This is a genomic window from Mycoplana sp. BE70 (assembly GCF_031455855.1).
GTDB lineage: Bacteria > Pseudomonadota > Alphaproteobacteria > Rhizobiales > Rhizobiaceae > Mycoplana.
This window is the reverse complement of the sequence record NZ_JAVDTM010000007.1, coordinates 243,136-269,602: the sequence shown is the minus strand read 5'-3', so window position 1 is coordinate 269,602 and position 26,467 is coordinate 243,136. Positions and strand designations below refer to the sequence as shown.

Annotated in this window: 21 protein-coding genes; 6 read left to right on the top strand and 15 right to left on the bottom strand. The window is 62.7% G+C overall.

Features of this window, described 5'->3' with window-relative positions; all coding sequences use genetic code 11:
* Positions 1-34: 34 nt before the first annotated feature.
* From J2Y48_RS15205 to J2Y48_RS15180, 6 genes are all read right to left on the bottom strand, one after another.
* Positions 35-382 carry a GFA family protein gene (locus J2Y48_RS15205; RefSeq protein ID WP_310419621.1) on the bottom strand — a complete coding sequence of 116 codons (348 nt, stop codon included), beginning with the start codon at positions 380-382 and terminating at the stop codon, positions 35-37.
* Positions 383-399: 17 nt separating this feature from the next.
* Positions 400-1,437 (bottom strand): L-threonine 3-dehydrogenase, encoded by a 1,038-nt coding sequence (gene tdh / locus J2Y48_RS15200; RefSeq protein WP_310419618.1) that lies wholly within the window; start codon positions 1,435-1,437, stop codon positions 400-402.
* Positions 1,438-1,470: 33 nt separating this feature from the next.
* On the bottom strand, positions 1,471-2,658 hold the full coding sequence (locus J2Y48_RS15195; RefSeq protein ID WP_310419617.1) for a glycine C-acetyltransferase: 1,188 nt from the start codon (positions 2,656-2,658) through the stop codon (positions 1,471-1,473).
* Between the two features lie 470 nt (positions 2,659-3,128).
* Positions 3,129-3,365, bottom strand: coding sequence for a hypothetical protein (locus J2Y48_RS15190; protein ID WP_310419614.1), 237 nt, complete (start codon positions 3,363-3,365; stop codon positions 3,129-3,131).
* 131 nt (positions 3,366-3,496) lie between these two features.
* Positions 3,497-5,374, bottom strand: coding sequence for a DNA helicase RecQ (gene recQ, locus J2Y48_RS15185; RefSeq protein ID WP_310419611.1), 1,878 nt, complete (start codon positions 5,372-5,374; stop codon positions 3,497-3,499).
* Between the two features lie 161 nt (positions 5,375-5,535).
* Complete coding sequence (locus J2Y48_RS15180) at positions 5,536-6,009, bottom strand: VOC family protein (protein WP_310419608.1); 474 nt, start codon at positions 6,007-6,009, stop codon at positions 5,536-5,538.
* Between the two features lie 463 nt (positions 6,010-6,472).
* Here J2Y48_RS15180 and J2Y48_RS15175 point away from each other — a divergent pair, with 463 nt between their 5' ends.
* Positions 6,473-7,642, top strand: coding sequence for an aldose epimerase family protein (locus tag J2Y48_RS15175; protein ID WP_310419604.1), 1,170 nt, complete (start codon positions 6,473-6,475; stop codon positions 7,640-7,642).
* A gap of 282 nt (positions 7,643-7,924) precedes the next feature.
* Here the strand turns inward: J2Y48_RS15175 and J2Y48_RS15170 are convergent, their stop codons facing one another.
* Together J2Y48_RS15170 and dnaG are read right to left on the bottom strand one after the other, a co-directional pair.
* Positions 7,925-8,218 carry an HdeA/HdeB family chaperone gene (locus J2Y48_RS15170; protein WP_310419601.1) on the bottom strand — a complete coding sequence of 98 codons (294 nt, stop codon included), beginning with the start codon at positions 8,216-8,218 and terminating at the stop codon, positions 7,925-7,927.
* Positions 8,219-8,616: 398 nt separating this feature from the next.
* Positions 8,617-10,584, bottom strand: a complete 1,968-nt coding sequence (gene dnaG / locus J2Y48_RS15165) for a DNA primase (protein ID WP_310419598.1) — start codon at positions 10,582-10,584, stop codon at positions 8,617-8,619.
* Positions 10,585-10,781: 197 nt separating this feature from the next.
* On the opposite strand from dnaG, the gene J2Y48_RS15160 reads away from it, so the two are divergent.
* Positions 10,782-11,681 carry a hypothetical protein gene (locus J2Y48_RS15160; protein WP_310419595.1) on the top strand — a complete coding sequence of 300 codons (900 nt, stop codon included), beginning with the start codon at positions 10,782-10,784 and terminating at the stop codon, positions 11,679-11,681.
* A 107-nt stretch (positions 11,682-11,788) separates the two neighbouring features.
* On the opposite strand, the gene J2Y48_RS15155 is transcribed toward J2Y48_RS15160, so the two are convergent.
* Positions 11,789-12,238, bottom strand: a complete 450-nt coding sequence (locus J2Y48_RS15155) for a GatB/YqeY domain-containing protein (RefSeq protein WP_310419593.1) — start codon at positions 12,236-12,238, stop codon at positions 11,789-11,791.
* Between the two features lie 337 nt (positions 12,239-12,575).
* On the opposite strand from J2Y48_RS15155, the gene carA reads away from it, so the two are divergent.
* Positions 12,576-13,784, top strand: coding sequence for a glutamine-hydrolyzing carbamoyl-phosphate synthase small subunit (carA, locus tag J2Y48_RS15150; protein ID WP_310419829.1), 1,209 nt, complete (start codon positions 12,576-12,578; stop codon positions 13,782-13,784).
* A 140-nt stretch (positions 13,785-13,924) separates the two neighbouring features.
* Here the strand turns inward: carA and J2Y48_RS15145 are convergent, their stop codons facing one another.
* From J2Y48_RS15145 to J2Y48_RS15130, 4 genes are all read right to left on the bottom strand, one after another.
* A complete protein-coding gene (locus J2Y48_RS15145; protein WP_310419590.1) occupies positions 13,925-15,295 on the bottom strand; it encodes an MATE family efflux transporter in 1,371 nt (456 codons plus the stop codon).
* A 193-nt stretch (positions 15,296-15,488) separates the two neighbouring features.
* Positions 15,489-16,739: a TCR/Tet family MFS transporter gene (locus J2Y48_RS15140; RefSeq protein ID WP_310419587.1), complete on the bottom strand. Its 1,251-nt coding sequence runs from the start codon at positions 16,737-16,739 to the stop codon at positions 15,489-15,491.
* 158 nt (positions 16,740-16,897) lie between these two features.
* Positions 16,898-17,833, bottom strand: a complete 936-nt coding sequence (locus J2Y48_RS15135; protein WP_310419585.1) for a neutral zinc metallopeptidase — start codon at positions 17,831-17,833, stop codon at positions 16,898-16,900.
* Positions 17,834-17,940: 107 nt separating this feature from the next.
* Positions 17,941-18,912 carry a phosphatase PAP2 family protein gene (locus J2Y48_RS15130; protein ID WP_310419580.1) on the bottom strand — a complete coding sequence of 324 codons (972 nt, stop codon included), beginning with the start codon at positions 18,910-18,912 and terminating at the stop codon, positions 17,941-17,943.
* Between the two features lie 281 nt (positions 18,913-19,193).
* Here J2Y48_RS15130 and carB point away from each other — a divergent pair, with 281 nt between their 5' ends.
* From carB to J2Y48_RS15115, 3 genes are all read left to right on the top strand, one after another.
* The gene (gene carB, locus J2Y48_RS15125) at positions 19,194-22,676 is read left to right on the top strand and encodes a carbamoyl-phosphate synthase large subunit (RefSeq protein ID WP_310419576.1); all 3,483 of its coding nucleotides are present in this window, start codon (positions 19,194-19,196) and stop codon (positions 22,674-22,676) included.
* A 322-nt stretch (positions 22,677-22,998) separates the two neighbouring features.
* Entirely contained in the window at positions 22,999-23,475 is a 477-nt protein-coding gene (gene greA / locus J2Y48_RS15120; protein WP_310419573.1) for a transcription elongation factor GreA, read from the top strand.
* Between the two features lie 10 nt (positions 23,476-23,485).
* A complete protein-coding gene (locus J2Y48_RS15115; protein WP_310419570.1) occupies positions 23,486-24,559 on the top strand; it encodes a glycosyltransferase family 4 protein in 1,074 nt (357 codons plus the stop codon).
* Here the strand turns inward: J2Y48_RS15115 and J2Y48_RS15110 are convergent.
* Entirely contained in the window at positions 24,556-25,458 is a 903-nt protein-coding gene (locus tag J2Y48_RS15110; RefSeq protein WP_310419567.1) for a glycosyltransferase family 92 protein, read from the bottom strand. The genes J2Y48_RS15115 and J2Y48_RS15110 overlap by 4 nt on opposite strands.
* Positions 25,459-25,466: 8 nt before the next feature.
* Complete coding sequence (locus J2Y48_RS15105) at positions 25,467-26,387, bottom strand: glycosyl transferase (protein ID WP_310419563.1); 921 nt, start codon at positions 26,385-26,387, stop codon at positions 25,467-25,469.
* Positions 26,388-26,467 lie beyond the last annotated feature (80 nt).

Here is a 26,467-nt window from a genome sequence, read left to right as displayed (position 1 = left end):
TCCCGAGATCAGCGATTCGCACGCCCTCATAACGTCAGAACGACCGCCCGTCGACCTTGGTGATCGATAGTGCATCGAGGTCGATTGCCGGGATGCAGCGCAGGTTGACCGCCGCCATCTCGTTGCCCTTTCCATCCGTTCCCTCGCCATAGGGCGCGATGCCGCACACTGCACAGAAATGGTGACGGATGACATGTCGGTTGAACTGGTAGGTCGACACATTCGCCTCAGGAACAGTCAGCACCAGCTTGTCCCGCGGCACGAAGGCGAGAAGGCCGCCCCGCCGGCGGCACATTGAGCAGTTGCAGTCCATCGCCGTGTCGAATTCGCCTTCGACCTCGAAAGCGACGTTGCCGCAGTGGCAGCTTCCTTCATACTTCATTTGCGTCATCTCCCTTTCTAGTGCCAATCCATCACCACCTTACCGGAGTTTCCGGAGCGCATCGCCTCGAAGCCGTCGCGGAATTCATCGATGCCGATGCGATGGGTGATGATCGGCGAGAGGTCCAGCCCGCCCTGAACGAAGGCAATCATCTTGTACCAGGTCTCGAACATCTCGCGGCCGTAGATGCCCTTCAGCGTCAGCATCTTGAAGATCACCTTGTTCCAGTCGATCCCGAAACCGTCCGGCGCGATGCCGAGGATGGCGATCTTGCCGCCGTTGTTCATCGCATCGATCATCGAGCGGAAGGCGGGCGGCGCGCCCGACATTTCCAGCCCGACGTCAAAACCCTCGGTCATGCCGATCTTGGCCATCACTTCATTCAGGTCTTCCTTCGAGGCATCGACGACATAATCGATGCCGACCTTGCGGGCGAGCTCGAGCCGCACCGGGTTGATGTCGGTGATGACGACCTTGCGCGCTCCGGAGCGCTTGGCGACCATTGCCCCCATGATGCCGATCGGCCCGGCGCCGGTGACGAGCACGTCCTCGCCGACGAGATCAAAGGAGAGTGCGGTGTGGACGGCATTGCCGAACGGATCGAAGATCGCCGCCACCTCGTCCGGAACGTCGTCAGGGATCGGCACGACGTTGTGCTCGGGGATACAGACGAATTCGGCGAAGGAGCCGGGCCGGTTGACGCCGACGCCTTTAGTGTAGTGGCAGAGGTGACCGCGCCCGGCGCGGCAATTGCGACACTTGCCGCAGACGATGTGGCCCTCGCCGGAGACCCGCTCGCCGACCTGATACTTGGTGACAGCCGAACCGATCTCGGCAATCTCGCCGACGAACTCGTGGCCGACGACCATCGGCACCGGAATGGTCTTCTGCGCCCAGTGGTCCCAGTTCCAGATGTGCACGTCGGTGCCGCAGATGGCGGACTTCTTCACGCGGATCAGCACGTCATTCGGGCCGGGTTCCGGCACCGGCACATTCTCCATCCACAGACCGACCTCGGGTTTCGATTTGACCAGCGCACGCATCATGTTCGACATGACGAAATCTCCGCAAAGGATTCAGAAGACTCTTCAAATGACGCCGAGTTCACGTCCGACTTCAGCGAAGACGGATATCGCTTTCCGAACGTCAGCCTCGCTGTGTGCCGCCGACATCTGGGTGCGGATGCGGGCCTGGCCCTTCGGCACGACGGGGAAGGAAAAGCCGATCACGTAGACGCCCTTCTCCAGCATTTTTGCCGCCATCTCCTGCGCCAGCGCCGCATCGCCCAGCATCACCGGAATGATCGGATGCCCCTCGCCGGCCAGCGTGAAGCCGAGCTTCGTCATCTCGGCACGGAAGAGATCGGCGTTCGCATAGAGGCGGGCACGCAGGGCATTGCCGTTTTCGATCAGGTCGAAAACTTTAAGCGAGGCGGCGGCGATGACCGGCGCCAGCGTGTTGGAAAACAGGTAGGGGCGCGAGCGCTGGCGCAGCCACTCGACCACTTCGGCTTTTGCGGACGTGTAGCCGCCAGAGGCGCCGCCGAGCGCCTTACCGAGCGTGCCGGTGATGATGTCGATGCGGCCCTCGACGCCGCAATGCTCGGCCGAGCCGCGGCCGTGTTTGCCGACGAAGCCGACGGCGTGGCTGTCGTCAACCATGACCATGGCGCCGTATTTTTCGGCGAGGTCGCAGACGCCCTGCAGGTTGGCAATGATGCCGTCCATGGAGAAGACGCCGTCGGTGGCGATCAGCTTGAAGCGGCTGCCCTCGGCCTTCTTCAACTCCTCCTCGAGCGCTGCCATGTCGTTGTTGGCGTAGCGAAAGCGCTTGGCCTTGGAGAGGCGCACGCCATCGATGATCGAGGCATGGTTCAGGGCGTCCGAGATGATCGCGTCCTCTTCCGACAGCAGCGTCTCGAACAGCCCACCGTTGGCGTCGAAGCAGGAGGAATAGAGGATCGTGTCCTCCATGCCGAGGAAGGACGAGATCTTCGCCTCAAGTTGCTTGTGCTCCTCCTGCGTGCCGCAGATGAAGCGCACCGAGGCCATGCCGTAGCCATAGCGGTCGAGCGCCTTCTTCGCGGCGTCCGCCAGTTCCTCGCTGTCGGCGAGACCGAGATAGTTGTTGGCGCAGAAGTTCAGCACGCGCGCCCCGGAGGCGACCTCGATCGTTCCCGCCTGCTTGGAGGTAATGACCCGCTCGGACTTGTAGAGGCCGGCGGCCTTCAGCCCTTCGAGTTCAGCGCGCAGGTGAGAGAGGAACGCGGTGGTCATCGGCCAAGTCTCCTAGAGGACGCAGGATCATGGCGTTCTAGCACGCCGGCCATCCGGATACAGCCCGGCAAGCGTGTAGTTTTGCCGCATTTCCCCGGGTCAGGCCCACCACGTTTCTCCCGCGGGGCGCCCGTGCAGGGCGAAGTCCGCTTTGGGCCAAAGCGGTCGCCGCCTTTCATGCAGGTGAGCGGGCAGGCTCGGCCCGAACCGAGCTCCTTCGGTAACGATCGCGCTACCATTCCAAGCGGCAAATTGCATATTGAAGTAGTAAAGCCTAAAGTAAGAAGCGTGGAGGCGGGCTCGAAAATGAACGGCATCGCCAATCCCAAGCTGCAGATGATTCCACGAATGCGAGAACTGCGGCTCGCCAAACGTAGTCAGTCACCGATAGCTGCCTCCCGTCGAGTCAACATCGAGGAGAGACTGACATGTTGCGCAAAGCTCTTTTCGCACTAGTCGCTTCTGTCGCCCTAGGCGCGGGCGTCGCGCCCGGGATGGCGGCAATGCACGGCGGCGGCGGATTCCAAGGCGGAGGCCCTCGCGACTTCCACGGTGGTGGTGGCGAACGGTTCCGAGGCGGGGATTTCGGACGGTTCCACGACAGAGATTTCCATCGTCACTTCCATGATCACGACGACGAAGATTTCTTCGACGACGGCTTCGCCCCTTACGCCTACCTGCCATACGGTTCCTGCTGGCAGCCCCATCAGGTGCTGACGTACTATGGATGGCGTTGGAGAGAAGTCTGGGTCTGCGGCTAGAATGGGCCAAAAGTTGCCGTTGGTTTAGCTACATAATTCCGCAATTGTCCCCAAACATGCGGCGACCCTCGGCCCCCTCAAGGAAGCGGTGAGTCGACATAATCCTCGATCACCCGCAAAAACGCCTTCCCGAAACGTTCGCGCTTGCTCTGGCCGATTCCGGGGATGTCGAGCAGTTCGTCCCAATCGCCTGGCCGCTCCTTGGCGAGCGCGATCAACGTGGCGTCGGGGAAAACGACATAGGGCGGCACGTCGAGCTCCTTGGCGATCGACAGGCGCTCCGCGCGCAGTTTCTCGAACAGTTCAAGGTCGGAGCCGGCGAGGTCGGCGCGTTCGCGGGCGGAGGCCGATTTTTGGCCCCTCGCCGCCTTCGCCGAAACCGGCCCGTCCTTACGGAACCGCACCTCGCGCTCGCGGCGGAAGACGGCGCGGGCCTCGGGCTCCAGCTTCATCGCGCCGAATGCCGTGTGGTCGACGCGGATCAGACCCATGGCGAGCAACTGGCGGAACACCGACTGCCAGGTGCGGGCCGGAAGGTCCTTGCCGGCCCCGAACACGGGCATGTCGACGTGACCGAAGCGTTCAGTCTTCTCGTTGACGGTGCCCATCAGCACGTCGATGACGTGGCCGGTGCCGAACCGCTCGCCGGTGCGGTAGACGGCGGCGAGCGCCGTGATCGCTGCCTCCATGCCGTCCCAGGTCTCGACCGGATTGCGGCAGGTGTCGCAGTTGCCGCAGCCGCCACCATGGGCCTCGCCGAAATGGGCGAGGATCGCCTGTCGTCGGCAGGAGGCGGTCTCGCAGATGGCGAGCAGCGCGTTCAGCTTGGCGCGCTCGACGCGCTTGATCTCCTCAGCAGCGTCCCCTTCATCGATCATCCGACGGCGCTGCATCACGTCGGCCATGCCGTAGGCCATCCAGACCTCGGACGGCTGGCCATCGCGGCCGGCGCGGCCGGTCTCCTGGTAATAGGCCTCGACCGAGCCCGGCAGGTCGAGGTGGGCGACATAGCGCACGTCCGGCTTGTCGATGCCCATGCCGAAGGCGACCGTGGCGACGAGACAGAGGTTTTCCTCCTTCAGGAACGCATCCTGATGCGCATCGCGAATGGTACGGTCGAGACCGGCGTGATAGGGCAGCGCCCGGATCCCCTGCTTATCCAGCCACTCGGCGGTGTCCTCGACCTTCGCCCGCGACAGACAATAGACGATGCCGCTGGCATCCTTGTGGCGGGAAAGGAAGCGCAGCAGTTGCTGGCGCGGCTGGTCGCGCTCGACGATGTCGTAGGAAATGTTCGGCCGGTCGAAGGAGGTGGTGAACACCCGCGCCTTCCCAAGCGACAGCCGTTCGACGATGTCCTCGCGCGTGTGCGGATCGGCGGTGGCTGTCAGCGCGATGCGCGGCACACCGGGGTAGCGCTCGGCGAGGCAGTCGAGTGCACGGTACTCGGGGCGGAAATCGTGACCCCATTGCGAGACGCAATGCGCCTCGTCGATGGCGAAAATCGCGATGCGGGACTGGCTGATCAGATCGGCGAAGCCCTCGGTGAGGATGCGCTCGGGTGTGACGTACAAAAGGTCGATCTCGCCGGCCCGAACCGCCCGCATGACGGCGACCGCCTCCTCACGCGACAGCGACGAATTCAGCGCGGCGGCGCGCACGCCAAGCTGCTTCAGCGCCTCCACCTGGTCGCGCATGAGCGCGATCAGCGGCGAGACGACGATGCCGACACCGTCACGGCAGAGGGCCGGGATCTGGAAGCACAGCGACTTGCCCGCCCCGGTCGGAAAGAGCACGACGGCGTCGCCGCCGGCCGTCACATGCTCGATGACCGCCTGCTGCTTGCCGCGGAAGGCGTCGTAGCCGTAGACGCGCTTAAGCACGTCGAGCGGCGTGCGGGCGGCGGCAAAGAGCCGGTCGGTGGAGAATGGCGGGTCGGGTCTGTCGTGCGGCATCGGTCTCTTTCGGGGAATCGCCCGCGCATCATCGTCAGACTGCGCAGTGGCGCAAGAGGTGATGACCGAACTCGGAAGCGTCATAGACTACCCGATCCGGTTAAAAACCGCTCGGGCAGCAATTTAGGCTCAGGACCTAGATCGCAAGACGCGATGGCGCCTCAACCGCGCCGCGCCGCCTCGATCGCCGCAACGTCGATTTTTCCCATCGTCATCATGGCATCAAAGGCGCGCTTTGCTTCGGCGCCGCCGATCGCCAGCGCGTCAGTCAAGACGCGCGGCGTGATCTGCCAGGAAATCCCCCATTTGTCTTTGCACCAGCCACACGCGCTCTCCTGGCCGCCATTGCCGACGATCGCATTCCAGTAGCGGTCGGTTTCCTCCTGATCGTCGGTGGCGATCTGGAACGAGAAGGCTTCGTTGTGCGTGAATACGGGCCCTCCGTTCAGGCCGAGACAGGGAACGCCCGCAACGGTGAATTCGACCGTCAGAACGTCGCCCTCCTTGCCGGATGGGTAGTCGCTGGGCGCGCGGAACACGGCCCCCATCCTGCTGTCAGGAAAGATCCCGCAGTAGAAGCGAGCGGCGGCCTCGGCGTCCTTTTCGAACCAGAGGCAAATCGTGTTCTTCGCCATTGCCTGTTCCTTTCGGTCAATGTCGTTCTGAAACCGTTCGTCCGATTCCCAGCAGGCGGTAGTATGAAGAGTTGCCATTCACTCAGAAAGAGAAACTCACCTCATACCCGGTCGGAGTCCCCGTGGGCCTTCAAGTCTACACGCAACCAGGCGACGGGTCACTCTGCTCTTCCGCCTCAGGGCGCGTATCCAGCTTGAAGGAGCAGTATCCGTCGCTGAACTCGCGCACGCCCTTTTGCCCGGTTTTGTTGTACAACCTTCTACCATGACGCGCTTACCCTTGTGCGCGGATGAGTTTAGAATTTCGTTCCCCGCGGCTGGTGCGAAGCCGATGGGAAGAGACCTAAAGCGCATCGCGATTCAGAAATTCACTCTTTGCGCTGCAATTCTTCTATTCACGCATGTCTCTCTCCCGAATTTGGTTTCCACTTTCGGGAAACATGCTCTAGCGAGGGAGGAAACCATGACGCAGGTCGATCCCAACACATCGCATGCGTGGCATAAACCAGTTTTCGGCGCGGCCGTGCTCACCATGAGTGTGCTGCTGACGGGAACGAGCGCCGGAGCCGGTTCCGTGGACAAGACCACATTCGGAAACACCCAGGACGGCAAGGCCGTCGAACTCTACACGCTCACCAACGACAAGGGCGCATCCGTCAAGTTCATCACCTATGGCGGCATCATCACGGAAATCAACGTGCCCGACCGGTGGGGAAGGCTTGGCAACGTCGTGCTCGGCTTCAAGGACCTGGCCGACTACGAAGCCAAGAACCCCTATTTCGGCGCCTTGATCGGGCGCTACGGAAACCGCGTCGGCGGCGCGAGATTCACGCTCGACGGCACGGAGCACCAGCTCGCCGCCAACAACGGGCCCAACAGCCTGCATGGCGGCAAGAAAGGCTTCGACAAGGTCGTCTGGACAGTCGAGCCGCAGACCGAAGCGAACGGGGCCGCAGCAAAGCTCAGCTACACGAGCAAGGATGGCGAGGAAGGCTACCCCGGCACGCTCAAGGTCCAGGTCGTCTATACCCTAACCAACGACAACGAGCTGCGGATCGACTACGAGGCGACGACGGACAAGCCGACCGTCGCCAATCTCACCAGCCACTCCTACTTCAATCTCGCCGGAGAAGGCACGGGCGGGATCGGCGACCACATCCTGACGATCAACGCCGATCGCTACACGCCGGTCGATGCGACATTGATCCCGACCGGGGAACTTGCCTCCGTGGCCGGCACGCCGTTCGACTTCCGCCAGGGCGCACCAATCGGCGCACGCATCCGCTCAAGCGCCCCGCAGATGGTCTATGGCCGCGGATATGACCACAACTTCGTGCTGAACCGGTCGGGTGATGGGCTTTCGCTCGCCGCCCGCGTCTACGAGCCGCGCTCGGGCCGCATCATGGAGATCTCGACCACCGAGCCGGGCGTCCAGTTCTACAGCGGCAATTTCCTCGATTCGACGCTTGTCGGCCCGACCGGCCAGCAATACCGCCAGACCGACGGCTTCTGCCTCGAGACCCAGCACTTCCCGGATTCGCCAAACAAGCCCGACTTTCCGACGACCGTGCTGAAACCGGGCGAGACGCTGAAGTCGACGACGGTACACAAGTTCACCACCGACGCGTCCTAGGCGAAGGCGGGTTGCCGGCGGGCTTGATTGGGTCCGGATTGCGGGCGGCGCTGGACGGCGGAGGCCAGTGATGGCGATACCGGTGGAGAACCGGGTAGCGATCAGGTCGTTTCCTAACATCGCCCCCGGAAGGTCATCCGGGGGCGGGTAGCGATGGAGATCGACAATGGCGTTTTCAGCTTTTCATTGTGCGGCTGACATCTCTCGGGAAAGAGAATGAGATCCGGTCATCGCCCGCTTATGCCAAGATAGATTAGCGAAGACGGTGCCTCGCGGCTTGCGTTACCCCTTGGCGATCGCCTCTATCGCGTCTGCCAGCGTGGTACCGGGGTTTTCCTTGCAGTAGGCGACGACCTTCTCTGCGTTGGCATGCGCCTTTTCACCATCAATCATGGGATTGCCCGCTTTGCCGTGAACATAGCCATTCACCCACATGGCAACGCCAAGAGTCCTGGCGGCAGGCATTGCGCCAACCTCCTTGCAGGTGAGCTTGGACATATCCACTTCCGCGGCCAGCAACTGGCCAGAAAGACCGATACCTGCAACTGCGAGTGCTATTGAAAAGAGGCGCTTCATGGTCGTTCTCCATAAAAGAACTCGCCCGGCTTGGGCAAGTGGTTGCGCGTATTGGGATTCGCTTCGGAGAGTGATGCAACATGAGATGACAAGAACAACTCTTGCCACAAGTAACGCAGTTTGGAAGCCGTAATAATAGCACGATACCGTTGCACAAGCTCGCGAAAACACTCGTGTTACGACAGATGTGATGCGTCAGGATTGAACCGTGCCGTAGCTTGCCCATTTTTGCACGCAATGAGCGCTGTTGGACTCGCAGCGGTCGTTTGGATGCTAACAAAAACGCTGGCCTGGCGAGCGAGCAACTGGATATGGCGACAGATGGCTGTTGTGCGCTGGGATCTGGCTTGCGGCAGTGCGGCTTGCTTTCCTTTGGCGCAACGCCACTGCCGTGAGCCCTACCCTTTTGCCGGCCCCTTCACGCGGCCGGACATGACGCCGAAGCCGTCGATGATGGCTTCCTGGTTTTCCAGGCGCTTGGTTTCCATCTGCACCTCCTGCAGCGCGCGCAGGATCTGCGGCACGCGCTCGCCGTCCCCCTCTTCGGTAGCTTCCGCCAGTTCGCGCTCCAGTTCGCGGCGCTGCCAGAGCAGCGCGCGGGTGCGCTTGTGCAATGCCAGCGCCTGAAGGTAGCCCTCGCGGGCGTCGGTGGGTGCTGCCTCCTCCGTGGCGGTCCACAGGCGGGAATTGCGGATCTGCTGGTCGAGCGCCTTCAGCATCGAGCCGAAGTCCGCCGCCTCCAGTTCCTCGACCAGTCGGTCGCGCGTCAGGCGGTAGCCCGCCGAGGCGGCGATGCCAAGCACCTCAGACCAGCACCGCTGCAGATCGCGATTGTCGAATTCGATCGCTGCGACCTCGTCATATTCCTCGAACAGCAGTTGAGGATGGTTGACGATCGTCAGCGCCAGAACGCTTTCCCGCAAGGCAGGAAGCTCCTGGGCGCCGCGCACCAGTGTCGAGCGCGCCAGCCGGTCGGAGATCGTCGCGGGCGTGGAGGATTGCGTTCCGACCGCACCGCGTCCGCCCTCGCGGCGCTGCTGGCGGCCACCAAAGCCGCGCCGCTCGCCGCCCTGGCGCATCGCGGGCTGGAAGAAGGCGTTCAGCCGGTCGCGCATGTCCTGCTGATAGTGGCGGCGCACGTTCTCGTCGGCGATTACCGAGACGAGTTGCTTCAACCTCGCCTCCAGCTCGGCGCGGCTTTCCGGCGTTTCGTAGCTGCCGCCAGCGGCCTCGCGGGTCCAGATCATCTCGGCCAGCGGCCTGGCGGAGGCGAGGACCGTGTCGAAAGGCTCGCGCCCCTCGTGGCGCACGAGGTCGTCGGGATCCTTGCCTTCGGGTAGAAGTGCGAAGCGCACGGTGCGGCCAGGCTTGATGTGGGGCAACGCCAGTTCGGCGGCGCGGTTGGCAGCGCGGACACCTGCCCCGTCGCCGTCGAAGCAGAGCACTGGCTGCGGCGTCATCTTCCAGAGCAATTCCAGCTGGTTCTCGGTCAGCGCGGTGCCGAGTGGCGCCACCGCATTTTCAATGCCGGCCTGATGCAGGGCGATCACGTCCATATAGCCCTCGACGGCGATGATCGTCCCTGTTCCTTGCGCCGCCCTGCGGGCGCGGGCGAAGTTGTAGAGCACGTTGCCCTTGTGGAAGAGCTCGGTCTCGTTCGAGTTCAGGTATTTCGCCGGGGCATCCGGCGACATGGCGCGGCCGCCGAACGCGATCACCTTTTCGCGCGACGACAGGATCGGAAACATGATGCGGTCGCGGAAGCGGTCGTAGGAGACGGGGATCTCCGGGCCGTGAACAACGAGACCGCAGGCCTCGGTCTGTTCCTTCGGCACGCCCCTGCCAGCCAGATGCTCCTTCAGCGCGTTGCGGCCATCGGTCGCGTAACCGAGCCGGAAGGTCTCGATCGTCCGCCCGCTCAAGCCGCGGTCGCGCAGGTAGGCCCGGGCACGCGCGCCGGCGGCCGACTGCAACTGCTCCTGGAAATAGACCGTCGCCATCTCCATGACGTCGAGAAGCGAGGTGCGCTCCCGTTCACGCCGTTCTGACTGCGCATCGGGCTGGGGCATCGACACGCCGGCCAGATCGGCGATCTGCTGCACCGCTTCCGGAAAGCTCAGGCCATCTAGCTCGGAGAGGAAGCGGAAGTGATCGCCGGACACGCCGCAGCCGAAGCAGTGGTAGCGCCCCTTGCGATCCTCGCAGTGAAAGCTCGGCGATTTCTCGCCATGGAACGGGCAGCATGCCCAGTAATCACCGCGCGAGACATTGGTCTTCTTCCGGTCCCAGGTGACGCGCCGACCAACCACGGCCGATATCGGCACGCGATCGCGAAGCTCATCGAGGAAGGAAGGGGAAAAGCGCATGATGAAACGTTGTCTCCGTCGCCGCCGGGTGGGAGCCAGCCTCTACAGTGGGAAGAATGCGGAGGCAACAATAGGACAAGTTCTCGGCGGGAAACAGTGCGCGACAGAAGATGTGCAGAGGCAATCGCCGTCAGCCGAATTGACAGAGGCGCCACAACCGGGCGATGAGGAAGACAGCCTTCCAGTTCAGGACCGCTATGCCGATCCCTCCTCCGGCTCTCGTCGCCGATCCACGTTTTTTCCTTGCCGTCCAGCAAGGGGCGCAGGCACTCCTGCGGCTCCATGACGAGGACCCGCGCGTCGGCGCCTTGTTCTCTTCGCAGCAGCGCTGGCTGATGTGCCACGCGGGCTACGCCCTCGCCTGCACGAGCGACGGGGATCAGCCTGCAAACAGTCTCTATGCGGCACGCTTCATCGATCTGCTGACGGAAAACAACGTGGCAAGCCGCAACACGGCGGCCGATTTTATCAAAGAGATCGTCGACATCGGCTTCGCGCACGCCGTCGAGCAGCATGGCGATCGCCGCAAGCGGTTGCTGCAACTGACCGAGGTCACGCATCGGTCGATGTCGCACTGGCTCGAGTTGCACCTGTCGCTGCTCGACGGGCTCGACGGGGGAAATCGCGCCGAGAGCTTCCGTTCCGATCCAGCTATGATCCGCCGCCTGCAGCCGAGGGTGGCTGGGCAACTGCTGCTAGCACGCGGAGTCCGCAGCCAGGGCCCCGCCTTCGACCTGTTCACCTGGACCAACGCCGGCGGGATGGTGATGGACCAGCTGATCGCATCGATCGAGACCGGCGGCAAAGTCGACGGATCGGCGGGGGAACGCCTCCCCGCCGGCACCGTCTCGCTCAACGATGTTTCGCGCCGTTTCAACATTTCCCGGACCCATGTGAAGCGGCTGTTCGACAAGGCCGCCGAAATGGGCGACTTCGGCTGGAACGCGGGGCGCGGGCAAAGTGCCGTCTGGGTGTCGCGGCGACTGTTGCTGGAGTATCTGCGGTATCAAGCGGAAAAGTACGCAATCGTCGACATGGCTTTCCATGAGGTCATCGACGGGGTCGCGGCCGCACCGATCCAACCGTCGCGGGCGTGACCGGCGCAGCCAAAAAAACCGGCCGCCCCCTGGAGAGCGGCCGGCCGAAGATTAGTTTGTTCTGACAACGCCACGCAAGACTTGGTCCAGGCGGACGGGGAAAACTGCTACTTCAGCAGTTCCTTCACCACACCCGAAGCCTTGGCGAAATCCATCTGCCCGGGATAGCGCTCTTTCAAGACGCCCATGCACTTGCCCATGTCGCGCAAGCCCTGTGCGCCGGTCTCGCTGATGACCTGTGCGCAGAGTTCCTTCACCTTTTCCTCCGAGATCTGCTCGGGCAGGAAACCGTTGATGACGGCGATTTCTTCCCGCTCCTGAGCGGCGAGTTCAGGGCGGCCGTTGTCTTCATAGATCTTCGCAGACTCCTCGCGCTGCTTGATCATCTTCGACAGTATCTGCTTGATCCCGTCGTCGTCGACCGGATCCTTGCCGGCGCCGCGGTTGGCGATGTCCCGGTCCTTGATCGCCGCCTGGATCAGGCGCACCGTCGAAACGCGGCGCGTTTCCTTGGCTTTCAGCGCATCCTTGAGGCATTCTGCGAATTGCTCGCGCATTTTTTTCTCCGCTGCACGTCCGCGCCCGCAGCCGGTCATGGCGGGTCGGATTCCGTCCTGTTGGTCTTGTCATTCGTGCGCTCTCATAGACCAGCAATGCCTAGACAATCAAACCCGTTGCCTAAGGCATTGAATTTGCTGGACTTATATTTCCAACCAATTCACAGGGAGCGGTTGACCCCGCCGCCCGCTTTGTCTATTTTCCGGCACCTGCACGAAATTTGCATGTGGTGGCCCTTCCGCGGAACTTCCGCGCGCCCACGCTTGCGACATTAAATGGCGGCTGACCCAACGCCTTTCAAGGCAGACCGGTCCGCCCGCCCGAAAAGGGATGACCATGACCTCAACCGCCCCCTGGACCACCGAAAAGCCGACAGCCCTGCTCGTTCTCGCCGATGGTACCGTGATCGAAGGCAAGGGCATCGGCGCGACCGGCAAGGTCCAGGCCGAGGTCTGCTTCAACACGGCGCTGACTGGCTACGAGGAGATCCTCACCGATCCCTCCTATCTCGGCCAGATCGTCACCTTCACCTTCCCCCACATCGGCAATGTCGGAACCAACGACGAGGACATCGAAGACCTGACGCCTGCGGCGCGCCACGGCGCGGTCGGCGTGATCTTCAAGGCCGACATCACCGATCCCTCGAACTACCGGGCCGTAAAGCACCTCGACGCCTGGCTGAAGGCGCGCGGCATCATCGGGCTGTGCGGCATCGACACGCGCGCGCTGACCGCCTGGATCCGCGAAAACGGCGCACCGAACGCCGTCATCGCCCACGACCCGGCCGGCGTCTTCGACATCGAGGCGCTGATTGCCGAGGCCAAGGCCTGGAGCGGGCTCGTCGGCCTGGATCTCGCCAAGATTGCCTCCTCCGGCCAGTCGTCGCGCTGGAGTGAAGCGCCCTGGGTCTGGAACGAAGGTTTCGACGAGCTTGCAGAGGGTGATGCCGATTACAATATCGTCGCGCTCGACTTCGGCGTGAAGCGCAATATCCTGCGCCTGTTCGCCGGCCTCGGCTGCAAGGTCACGGTGATGCCGGCCACCTCCTCCAGCGAAGAGGTGCTGGCACAGAAGCCGGACGGCATCTTCCTCTCCAATGGCCCCGGCGATCCGGCCGCGACCGGCGAGTATGCGGTTCCGGTGATCCGGGACCTGATCAAGACTGGCATTCCCATGTTCGGCATCTGCCTCGGTCACCAGATGCTCGGCCTTGCGCTTGGCGCCAAGACCGAGAAGATGCACCAGGGCCACCACGGCGCGAACCACCCGGTCAAGGACCACACCACCGGCAAGGTCGAGATCGTGTCGATGAACCACGGCTTTGCGGTTTCCTCCGACTCGCTGCCTGAGGGCGTCGAGGAAACACACGTTTCCCTCTTCGACGGCACCAACTGCGGCCTGCGGCTGAGCGGAAAGCCGGTCTTCTCGGTGCAGCATCACCCGGAAGCCTCGCCCGGCCCGCAGGACAGCCATTACCTGTTCCGCCGCTTCCTCAACCTGGTGCGCGAGAAGAAGGGTGAAGAGGCGATCCCTGAGCGGGCGTAAGCGCCAGCAACGCAGGAAATTTAAAGGCCCGGAAGCGTTTGCGCTTCCGGGCCTTTCTCGTTCTTGGCAGCAATGCGACGTGGGTAGAAGCTTGCCTTTCGACACGGGCCGTCGCTCAGCGGGCATGCGGGGCCAGCCCCTCAGCCCTGCCGCGCCAGCATGCGGAAGTAGCGCCAGTTGAGCAGGATGGCCGCAGCGGCGAGGCCGCAGAGGAAGCCGAGCCAGACGCCGATGCCGCCGAGACCGAGCGGGAAGGCGAAGGTCCAGGCGCAGGCGAAGCCGATCGGCCAGTAGGCGATCAGCGCCAGAATCATCGGCACCCGCGTGTCCTTCAATCCGCGCAGCAGGCCGGAGGCGATCGCCTGCAGGCCGTCGACGAGCTGGAAGATGCCGGCGATGACGACGAGCGGTCCGGCATAGGCGAGAACCTGCGCGGCCTCGGCCGAGTGGCGATCGAGGAAGATGCCGGCAAGTGCCGTCGGCGCGAGCGCGAAGAGGATCCCGCCCGACAGCGCGATCAGCGAGGCAACGACGATCACCGCCACCGAGGCCCGCTTGACGCTTTGATGGTCGCCCTTGCCGTGCGCCACGCCGACGCGAACCGTCGCCGCCTGCGCGAGGCCATAGGGGAACATGAAGGCGATCGAGGTGAGCTGCATGGCGATGCCGTGGGCGGCCAGTTCGATCGTGCCGATCGATCCCATCAGCAGCGAGGCGACGGTGAACAGGCTCACCTCGGCCAGGATGGTGAGGCCGATCGGCAGGCCGAGATGCAGCACCTCGAAGAAGGCCGGCCAGTCGGGGCGCCAGAAGCGGACAAACAGCTCGTAACGGCGCATCTCCGGGCGGCTCTGGACGTAGACCAGGATCAGCACGAACGATAGCAGGTTCACACCGAAGGAGACGATCGCCGCCCCCTCCATGCCCAGCGCCGGCAGGCCGAAATGGCCGAGCACCAGTGCATAGGCGAAGATGGCGTTGACGACGAGGACAAGGACCGTGATCCATAGGATGATCCCCGCCTTGCCGTGCGCGCTGACCAGCCCGCGCAAGGTCATGAACAGCAACGCCGGCGGCAGCCCCCAATGGACGATCGTGAGGTACCGGTGTGCAAGGGCCGCGACCTCGGGCTTCTGGTCGGCGTAGAGCAGAATCTGTTCGGCATACGAGAAGATCGGCACCGTCACCAGCGAGTAGAGCAGCACGACCCACATGCCCATGCGCACCGATCGGCGCACCGAGACGAGGTCGCCGCGGCCATAGGCCTGCGCAACCATCGGAATCACGGCAGTCGCGAAACCCGAGCCGAAGATGAAGATGGTGAAGTAGAACTGCCCTGCGAGCACGATCGCAGCCAGGTGGGCAGCACCCAACCGCCCGAGAATGACGACGTCGGTCGTGTGGATACCGAGCTGCGCCAGTTGCGCACCGATCAGCGGGATACCGAGGGCGAGCGTCGCGCGAATATGGGCCGCCCAGCCATTGTCTTCGCGTTTTGCGATAGTATGCATGATTCTGCTACCTTTCGGTCGCTTCCGATCACATCGGCGGGGCCCGATCAATCGATTAGCGTTTATTCATCGATCAAAAATGTGAAAGCGGGTGCGAAAGCGCACTCCTTCGAGATCGAATTCAGTAGATTCAAGCGGAACTCACCAAGCCTGCTCCAATGTTCGGAGAAGAACAGGCTGCGCCGGAAACGGCTCAGGTGGTTACTTCAGCGGCTTTCGCCCCTTCGCTCGGCTGCCCCCGGACCTTCAGCACGAACACCGCGACGCCCGAAAGCAGAATGACCGCGGCAAGCGCATAGGGTGCTCCAGCAAAGCTGACCGGAGCGTCAGGTCCCGTGAAATAGCCGAAAGTCTGGGTGAAGATCAACGCCCCTGCGATCGTGGTGATGCTCGAGAGGCTCGAAAGCGCCCCCTGCAGTTCGCCCTGGGCCGACGGTGGAACCTTCGCCGCGGCGATCGAACGCAGTGGCGGGTCGGCCAAGTTCTCGATCGTTGTCAGCAGGATCACCGCATAAACCATCCAGCCCTGCCAGGCGGCGGCGTATCCGGCGAGACCCAGAACCGAGAACGAAAGGCCAAGCACTGCGGTGCGCCACTCGCCGAGCACCGGCACGACGCGCGGTAGCACAAATGCCATGACGAGGGCGGCACCGATGCCGAAAATGCCGAGCGAAAGACCGATCTGCCCCTCCGACCAGCCGTAACGATAGGCACCCACGAAGGCCCATACGGCGGGATAGACGGAATGGGCGAGCCAGTAGAGGAAGAAGACCAGCAGCACCCCGAGGATGCCGGGATAGTTGCGCATCTGCTGCAGGGCGCCGAGCGGATTGGCGCGCGCAAACTCGAAGCGGCGGCGATGCTTCGCTTCCAGGCTTTCCGGCAGCAAGGCCCAGGCGATCGCAAAGTTGAGGAAGGCGAGTGCGGCGGCACCGAAAAAGGGCACCCGCGGGCCGAACTCGCCAAGGAAGCCACCGATGACCGGACCGAGCGCGAAGCCGGTGCCGAAGGCGATGCCGATCAGGCCGAAATTCTTGGCCCGCGTTTCGTCGGTGCTGACGTCGGCGATGTAGGCCGCGCCGGTGCCGAAGCTCGCGCCGCTGATGCCGGCCAGCACGCGGCCGACGAACAACATCCAGAAGCTGGTGGCAAGCGCGCAGATGAGGTTGTCGATGGCGAAGGTGAATACCGAAACGAGCAAGACAGGCCGCCGCCCGAATCGGTCGGAGAGGTTGCCGATCAAAGGCGCGAACAGGAACTGCATGGCCGAATAGACGAGCAGCAACCATCCACCGTCGACCGCCGCCGTGCCGATGTCGTCGCCGGTCAGTTGCTCCAGATAGGTCGGCAGCACCGGCACGATGATGGCAATGCCGATCACATCGAGGAACATGATCATGAAAACGAGGGCGAGGCCTCGTCGGACGGATTTTTCATCTTTCATCGGAGGTATCCCGGCGGAAAAGCGCGCGAAGAAACGGAAGCCTGCGTTCTAAAACAGAAGCCGGCATGAACCAATACGTGAATATTGCGAATTGACGATGACGAAGACGGTACCTCACGTCGCCGCTCGCCCACGCCACAAACCATCAAAGCGTCGGACTAGGGGTTTGCAGCCTGAAATGTGTCGCAGTCCTGCACGCGGCCGGTGTCGAAGCCTCGCTTGAACCAGCGCTGGCGCTGCTCGGAGGTGCCGTGGTTGAAGCTTTCCGGCACCACGTAGCCCTGCGTGCGCCTCTGGATGGTGTCGTCGCCGATCTGGACGGCAGCGTTCAGAGCCTCCGCGAGATCCCCGGTATCGAGCAGCCCCTTCTGTTCGGTGTACTTGCCCCAGATACCGGCATAGCAATCGGCCTGCAGTTCGACCCGGATCGACATCTGGTTGGCGTCGGCCTCGCTCATCTGCTGGCGCGCGCGGTTGAACTTCGGCAGCACGCCGGTGAGGTTCTGGACGTGGTGACCGACCTCGTGGGCGACGACATAGGCCTGGGCGAAGTCGCCGGCGGCATCGAAGCGCTTGGCCAGTTCATCGAAGAAGGCCATATCGAGATAGACCTTGTGATCGCCCGGGCAATAGAACGGTCCGGTCGCAGCCGAGGCAAAGCCACAGGCCGACTGGATCGAATTCGAAAAGAGCACGAGTTTCGGCTCCTCGTACTGTGCGCCGCTCGCCTGGAAGATGCCGTTCCAGACATCCTCCGTCTCGGCGAGCACGGTCGCCATGAACTGCTTCGTTTCCTCCTGCGCGGGCGAATTGGCGCGGCTGGCGCTCTCGGTCTGCTCGAAGCCCGGCAGGTTCACCTGTCCGCCGCCACCCTCGCCCAGCACCTGCAGGAGATCCACTCCCATCATCCGGAGAAGGAAATACAGCGCGACGAGGAAGATGATGGTGCCGAAGCTGAGCCCCCCACCGGTGCGGCCACCCCCGCCCATGGGGATACGGAACCCACCGCCGCGGCCGAACGGACTGCCGCCAGCCCCGTCGCTGTCGCGCTGATCCTCAACGTTGCTGGACTGACGGCGGCCCTTCCACTCCATGATAAGCTCCCTTGCCGCGACGGCATCCGCAGTGTCGGAATGCATATTATAGGGTCTTTGCTGAACGCAAAAGTGCTCCGTTGGTTGCGTGGAGCGCATTGTTCCGATCAGCCAGCGCCTTCGCTAATGACAACAGGAACCGTATCTGTCGCGCTGCCTACCGCGAACAGGTTCCGGTAACGGGGCAGCGAAGATAGAACACCAACGACAGCCAATGCGATCGCCGCACCCGCAAACAGATCGACGAAATAGTGACCGCCAAAAACGGGCGTCGAGGCGATCATAACGACGCTATAAATAGCAACGGGCCAGAGCAGCCACGTCCGCCAGAAACCCGCCATCAGGATAATGCCGGCAGCCGTGTGGAAGGACGGAAACGTCACCAGACCAGGCATGTTCGCGAGATCCAGCGCATGAACGGCATTGCCGCGCAAAACCTCCATATGCGCCAGATGGTACAATCCGGGCGGCTCATTGAAATCCGCAAAGACCGCGTTCTCGCCAAGGTAGGTTGCGACCGCCGCCCTGGCGGGGAAGAGCATTCCGATCACCGTGCATATGACGGCAGTAAAGAAGAAACCTTCGAGAAAGAAGCCTGCTCTCCGCGTGTCGCGATACAACATGAGAGCCAGAAAGGAGACAAAGCTAAGCAAGCTCAGGGACGTGTAGCTGTGGTCCATCATCGTACGAAGAAGCGGGAACCCTCGGACGAACTCGAAATAGGAGGGCCAGTCCAGACCGAGCGTCGTATCCCAGCCCGCGAGCCTAGCATCAGCATATTCGATGCCGGTGCGCATGCTTGCATGGTTGAGAACGCGAACCGCCATCCACCCCAGCAACAGAAAAATCATCCCCTGCATCAGGCAGGACGCGCGGTGGAACAGCCTTTCGGCCCGTTCTGACGACGGCGAAACCCGCCCGATCCAGGCTACGCCTGAAGCGAACAGCAACACCGTCAAGCCGGAGCGGAGAAACTGGTCGGGAGAAAGCCTGAGGCCTGTTACCCAAATGAGGCAGACATCCGCAAGAATGATCAGCAGCATCGTGAAGTATGTGAATTTTCCGGGAAAGATGGACATCAAACGCTCTCGCCTATGGCTTTACACAACCCTAGCGAGCCTCACCCTATGATTTCCTTAACGGAAGCGACTCAATAAAAAGTTGCAAGTGAGTTTGACCGTTCTGGAAACCGACGTTTCGGCTGTAGATTCTCCGCTTTTCACAATTTTCGGGGTTTCGCTCGGGGTCGCATTTGCCTATAAGCCGCTTCTAGCCTTTAAAGACCATGCCTTTCGCGCCCCGGCCGGTGAACCTCCCACCCTGGCCGGTTTTTCGCGCAGGCGAACGAACGGATAGAGCCATGCCCAAGCGCCAAGACATCAAATCGATCCTCATCATCGGCGCGGGACCGATCGTCATCGGGCAGGCCTGCGAGTTCGACTATTCCGGCACCCAGGCCTGCAAGGCGCTGAAGGAGGAAGGCTACCGCGTCATCCTCGTCAATTCCAACCCGGCAACGATCATGACCGATCCCGGCCTGGCGGACGCCACCTACATCGAGCCGATCACCCCGGAAGTCGTCGCCAAGATCATCGCCAAGGAGCGCCCCGACGCGCTGCTGCCGACCATGGGCGGCCAGACGGCGCTGAACACCGCCCTTTCCCTGAAGCGCATGGGCGTACTCGAGCGCTACAATGTCGAGATGATCGGCGCCAAGCCGGAAGCGATCGACAAGGCCGAGGACCGCGCTCTGTTCCGCGAGGCCATGGCGAAGATCGGGCTCGAGACGCCGAGGTCGCTTCTGGCCAACGCCACCGAGATCAAGGACGCCGACCGCAAGAAGCACGAGGCCGAGCGCGCCAAGCTCAAGGCCGAGCTTTCCGGTGATGCGCTCGACAAGGCGCTGGACGAGCTGGAGAACCAGTGGAACCTCGGCGAGACCGACCGCAAGCAGCGCTACATGAGCCATGCCATGGCGATCGGCGCGACCGCGCTCGACGAGATCGGCCTGCCCGCGATCATCCGCCCCTCCTTCACCCTCGGCGGCACCGGCGGCGGCATCGCCTACAACCGCTCGGAATTCTTCGAGATCGTCAACAGCGGCCTCGACGCCTCGCCGACGACGGAAGTGCTGATCGAAGAATCGGTGCTCGGCTGGAAGGAGTATGAGATGGAGGTCGTCCGCGACAAGGCGGACAACTGCATCATCATCTGCTCGATCGAGAACATCGACCCGATGGGCGTGCACACGGGCGATAGTATCACGGTTGCCCCTGCCCTGACGCTGACCGACAAGGAATACCAGATCATGCGCAACGCCTCGATCGCGGTGCTGCGCGAGATCGGGGTTGAGACCGGCGGCTCGAACGTGCAGTTCGCCGTCAATCCCGAAAATGGCCGCCTCGTCGTCATCGAGATGAACCCGCGCGTTTCGCGCTCGTCCGCGCTCGCCTCCAAGGCCACCGGCTTCCCGATCGCCAAGATCGCCGCCAAGCTCGCGATCGGCTACACGCTGGACGAGCTGGAGAACGACATCACCGGCGGCGCGACGCCGGCCTCCTTCGAGCCGTCGATCGACTACGTCGTCACCAAGATCCCACGCTTCGCCTTCGAAAAATTCCCCGGTGCCGAGCCGACGCTGACCACGGCGATGAAGTCGGTCGGCGAGGTCATGGCGATCGGCCGCACCTTCGCGGAATCGCTGCAGAAGGCGCTGCGCGGCCTCGAGACCGGGCTGACCGGCCTCGACGAAATCGAGATCCCCGGCTACGAGGACGGCGACGGCAAGAACGCCGTGCGTGCCGCCATCTCCACCCCGACGCCGGACCGCCTGCGCATGGTCGCCCAGGCACTGCGTATGGGCTTCACGCCGGAAGAGGTGCACGAAAGCTCGAAGATCGACCCATGGTTCATCGCCCAGTTCAAGGCGATCGTCGACATGGAAGCGCGCATCCGCCTGCACGGCCTGCCGGAAGACGCGCAGAACCTGCGCATGCTGAAGGCGATGGGCTTTTCCGACGCCCGCCTTGCCACCCTTTCCGGCAAGCGGCCGAAGGAAGTGGCGGAACTGCGCAACAGCCTCGACGTGCGCCCCGTCTTCAAGCGCATCGACACCTGTGCCGCCGAGTTCGCTTCACCGACCGCCTACATGTACTCGACCTACGAGCAGCCCTTCGCCGGCCAGACCCGCTCGGAAGCCGGCATTTCCGACAACAAGAAGGTCGTCATCCTCGGCGGCGGCCCGAACCGCATCGGCCAGGGCATCGAGTTCGACTACTGCTGCTGCCATGCCGCCTTCGCGCTGAAGGATGCCGGCTATGAAGCGATCATGGTCAACTGCAACCCGGAGACCGTCTCGACCGACTACGACACCTCCGACCGCCTCTATTTCGAGCCGCTGACGGCCGAGGACGTCATCGAGATCCTCAAGGCCGAGCAGACCAACGGCACGCTCGTCGGCGTCATCGTCCAGTTCGGCGGCCAGACACCGCTGAAGCTCGCCGAAGCCCTGGAAAAGAACGGTATTCCGATCCTCGGCACTGCGCCCGACATGATCGACCTTGCCGAGGACCGCGACCGCTTCCAGAAGCTCCTGCAGAAGCTCGACCTGACCCAGCCGAACAACGGCATCGCCTATTCGGTCGAGCAGGCTCGCCTCGTCGCTGCCGAGATTGGCTTCCCGCTGGTCGTGCGCCCGTCCTACGTGCTTGGCGGCCGCGCCATGCAGATCATCCACTCCGAATCGATGCTGCAGACCTACCTGCTCGACACCGTTCCTGGCCTCGTGCCGGAGGACATCAAGCAGCGCTACCCGAACGACAAGACTGGCCAGATCAACACGCTGCTCGGCAAGAACCCGCTGCTGTTTGATAGCTACCTGACCAATGCCGTCGAGGTGGACGTCGATGCGCTCTGCGACGGGGAAAGCGTGTTCGTCTCGGGCATCATGGAGCACATCGAGGAAGCCGGCATCCATTCCGGCGACTCGGCCTGCTCGCTGCCGGTTCGCACCCTGTCCGCCGAGATGGTCGAGGAATTGGAGCGCCAGACGAAGGCGCTGGCCAAGGCGCTGAACGTCGGCGGCCTGATGAACGTGCAGTACGCCATCAAGGACGGCACGATCTACGTGCTCGAAGTCAACCCGCGCGCCTCGCGCACCGTGCCCTTCGTCGCCAAGACCATCGGCGCCCCGATCGCCAAGATCGCCGCCCGCGTCATGGCCGGCGAAAAGCTGGACGCCGCGATCGCCGCCTATGGCGAAAAGCCCGATCCGCGCAAGCTGAAGCACATCGCCGTCAAGGAAGCCGTCTTCCCGTTTGCCCGTTTCCCGGGCGTCGATACGCTGCTCGGCCCGGAGATGCGCTCGACCGGCGAGGTGATGGGGCTCGACACCAGCTTCCCGCTCGCCTTTGCCAAGTCGCAGCTCGGCGCCGGTGTCGACCTGCCGCGTGACGGCGCGGTGTTCGTCTCGGTGCGCGACGAGGACAAGGAGCGGGTGCTGCCGGCGATCCGCATTCTCACCTCGATCGGCTTTAAGGTGCTGGCAACATCAGGCACCGCCCGCTTCCTCGGCGAAAACGGCATCGAGGCGACGAAGGTCAACAAGGTGCAGGAGGGCCGTCCGCATATCGAGGACGCGATCCGCAACCGCCAGGTCCAGCTCGTCATCAACACGACGGACGGCACCAAGGCGATCTCCGATTCGAAGTCTTTGCGCCGCGCCGCCCTGATGCAGAAGGTGCCCTACTACACGACCATGGCCGGCGCCGAAGCCGCCGCCCAGGCGATCAAGGCGCTGAAGGAAGGCCAGCTCGAGGTGCATCCGCTGCAGAGCTATTTCTAAGCCGATGTAACTTTGGCGGCACCGGGCTTTGCATGTAGAAATACCGGCAACGCCTTTCGCCGCCAGGTTCTCCGGCCTTTACTGCAAAGTTTGCGGTCAAAAGCTGCGAAGTCCGGCGGCGGACAGCTACTGAAGCTGCGCGCTGTTCCTTGAGCAGCCCTGCCGGCCGCCGCCGAAATAAACTGGCTTTTGTTCGTCAGTTTCTGCTATAAGCGCCGTTCAAACAGTTCTGCGGGTTCCGGGGCTAACGCCCCGGAAACCGTTTTATTTTGCGTGCGTGCCTGCGATGGACGGGGCGCCGCGATTGGAAGGACAGGATAAAATGGTCGAAAAGGTTCCGATGACGCAGGGCGGGTTCGTCAAGCTGCAGGAAGAACTGCGCTGGCGCCAGCAGGAGGAGCGCCCGAGAATCATCGAGGCAATTTCCGAAGCGCGCGCCCATGGCGACCTTTCCGAAAACGCCGAGTACCATGCCGCCAAGGAAGCGCAGAGCCACAACGAGGGCCGCGTCACGGAACTCGAGGATCTCGTCGCCCGCGCCGAGGTGATCGACCTGTCGAAGATGTCCGGCGACAAGGTCAAGTTCGGCGCCAAGGTGAAGCTCGTCGACGAGGACACCGAGGAAGAGAAGACATACCAGATCGTCGGCGACCAGGAGGCCGACGTGAAGGCCGGCCGCATCTCGATCTCCTCGCCGATCGCGCGCGCGTTGATCGGCAAGGAAGTCGGCGATTCGATCGAGGTGAACGCACCGGGCGGCTCGAAGGCCTACGAAATCCTCGCCGTCACCTGGGGCTGATCCCCTTCTAATGACGGTCTCCCCGGATAAGGACACCACACGCGTCGACATCGCCGATGTCGACGTCGTCGCTCCAAACTTCAAGCGGCGCCTGTCCGGCGTCACCTCGACGATCATCCAGCTGGTGCCGATGCAGCGGGCCCTCGGCCAGCGCGTCGCGACGCTTGGCCCGGGTCTGCCCACCGACCTGCCGCATATCCGCTTTTCCGACCTCTTCTCGCTGTGGCGTCCGCCGGCCGGCCGCAGCAATCGCGTCTGGCACGCCCGTCGCAACACTGAGATGCTGCCGGGGATCATCTTGCGCGACCTGCTCCGCATGCCGCTGAAGCTGCTCTTCACCTCGGCGGCCCAGCGCCGCCACAGCCGCTACACGAAGTTCCTCATCGGCCGCATGGACGCGGTGATCGCGACCAGCGCGCGCTCCGGCTCGTTCCTCGAGGTGCCGCACACGGTCATTCAGCACGGGGTCGATCTCGAGCGTTTCCACCCGCCCACCGGTTCGGACGACACGATCGCAGCCACGGGCCTGCCCGGAAAATACCTCGTCGGCTGCTTCGGCCGGGTGCGCCACCAGAAGGGCACCGACCTCTTCGTCCGGGCAATGATCGAACTCCTACCACGCTTTCCGGACTGGACGGCCGTGATTTCCGGCCGCATCACGCCGGAACACAAAGCCTTCGGCGATGGATTGAAAGCCGAGATCGCCGCCGCGGGCCTGACCGATCGCATCGTCTTCCTCGGCGAAGTGGACGACATCAAGCCGTGGTACCGGCGCCTGACGCTCTATGTCGCCCCCTCCCGCAACGAAGGCTTCGGGCTGACACCGCTGGAGGCGATGGCCTCGCAGACGGCGGTCGTCACCTCCGATGCCGGCGCCTATGGCGAGATGACGATCGAAGGACAAACCGGCTCGATCGCGCCGGCCGGCGACGGCACGGCGCTGACGGCGGCGATTGGGCGCTACCTGGGCGATCCGGAGCGCGCGCTCACTCACGGCGAGGCGGCCTTGCGCCACGTCCGGCAGAATTTCGCACTGGAGAAGGAAGCACGCGCGATCGGACGCGTCTACGAAAAGACTGCTTAACGCCGGCGCGCGATATAGTCGATGATGGCTCGGTCCTCGGTCGTATGGGCCTCGATGTTCGCGACAGCATCCCTTACACGCTGGGCATATCGCGCCCTGCTTTCGGGCGACGCAGGTCCACGGCTGAGTTTCTCGTCTAATTCCTCCTCCGACTTACTGTAATAATGATTTAGCTGCAGGTATTTCGAAGAGTAGAAGGATGGATCTCGACGCTTCTTTCGTGTCGCCTTCAAACCAGCATCGTTTACCGTGACCTCGCCGAACATTCGCGTCTCAAAGTGGTGAACGCTGACCGCGGTCACTTCGCAAGGGTCGACGATGCACTTGAAATTCACGATGTTCTTGTGCCGATTGATCGGCGAGGCAGCTCGCCGGACAAAATTCATCGCGACTGAACCCTGCGGCTTCCGCTTGTGGCCACCCGGCCCGAACATGTGCCATGGCAGCGAAACACACGGAAAGCCCCCTGCCCCCTGCAGGGCGTCGCCGATGGTTTCACCAATTTTTGGAAAGACGTACTCATCCACGTCAATGAACATCATCCAACGAAACCGCGCTCCAAAATTCAGAATTGCATGCGCGAACGCAATGACTTGTCCGTTGAGGGGATTACCGCTGTCTTCATCGAACATCCGGCTCGACCACGGCATGACCGTCAATGCTGCTTCAGGCAGTGTCCGTCGCAATACACCCAACGTATCGTCAATCGATCCGTCGTCGTAGATGACGAAGTGGCCAACCCCGGCACGCCAATGGAAATCAGCCCAATCTGCAATGTACTGTTCTTCGTTGCGGACTGTTGCAACGATGGCGATCTCTCGCCGGTTTGACATGGGAAGAGGTGGTGTGATCGTCAGGCAGCGGGAAAAGATGGGTTTATTCTTCTTCAGGAATTGCATGCCATGTCCTAGAAATCGATGCTGTCAGGTCCGGCAGGGTAATCTCGCGAAAAGCGATCGTCATAAGCGAGACCGAGTTCCTCGAGCGCGGACGTCGGTGAGAAGTTGAGGAGCCGAGTGCCGCGTTGCCTGGCGACATCTACTCCGAGAGCGAAGTGGTCGAGAATCCGTGCTTGCGCACGCGCGACGCCAGAATAAGCAGCTCCACCAGGCTGCTCATAGAACCGCGGGCCAGCGGCATTCGATATGTCGATCCCCATGAAGCCAATGCTTTCCGGTCGACAGCACAACGCAAACTGAAATGCAGACACGGCCACTGATCCAGCCTGAAACACTCCCTGATTTGGGTCGAGAGAAAGGCCGGCCGAGCACGTCGCATTCACCACGACATTCGGCCGCATCAACACGTCCTGGAAGCTCCGCCGGCGCGCGCGATAGGGCTTAAGTATGTTGTCCACGAGGATAAGATGTTTATCCGCCAGCCAAGCCGCGTCCTGCTCGCAAACAGCCCGCAAAACGCTCACGGAAAACAGGCAGATCTGCCCTGCGGCAATCTTTTCCCGCATGAGCGCAAAGTGCCGGAACACAAATCTCTCGTCTTCGATAACGACGGCAAGCGGCTGCGTCACCTCATCTTTGAACAAGCTGATGGCGCCGTTGAGCGCCAGAGCCGAGTGCGGAGCAAGCAGGCCAGGACGGCTGCCGAGCATCGATGGACCGGAGCCAAGGATGCAAAGGCTGCGAGCGGCGTATCTCCGAAGCGTGTCAACGTCATGAAGGACTGCGACCTGACGGCCCCGATACTCAACCTGTCGAGTGCCGGATGGCGCGGCAGCGGCGGAGATCCGAAGCCCTGGAAACGCGTCCTGCGCATGCGCGTATGCTTTCCCAAGCAACACGCGCGCACCCACCTTGATAAGTTTGCGCAACAATGGACGTTCAGAGCGTGTCATAACCAATGTGACACGTTTTGTGCACTGAAAGGATTCGGCCCATGTTATGAAGTACG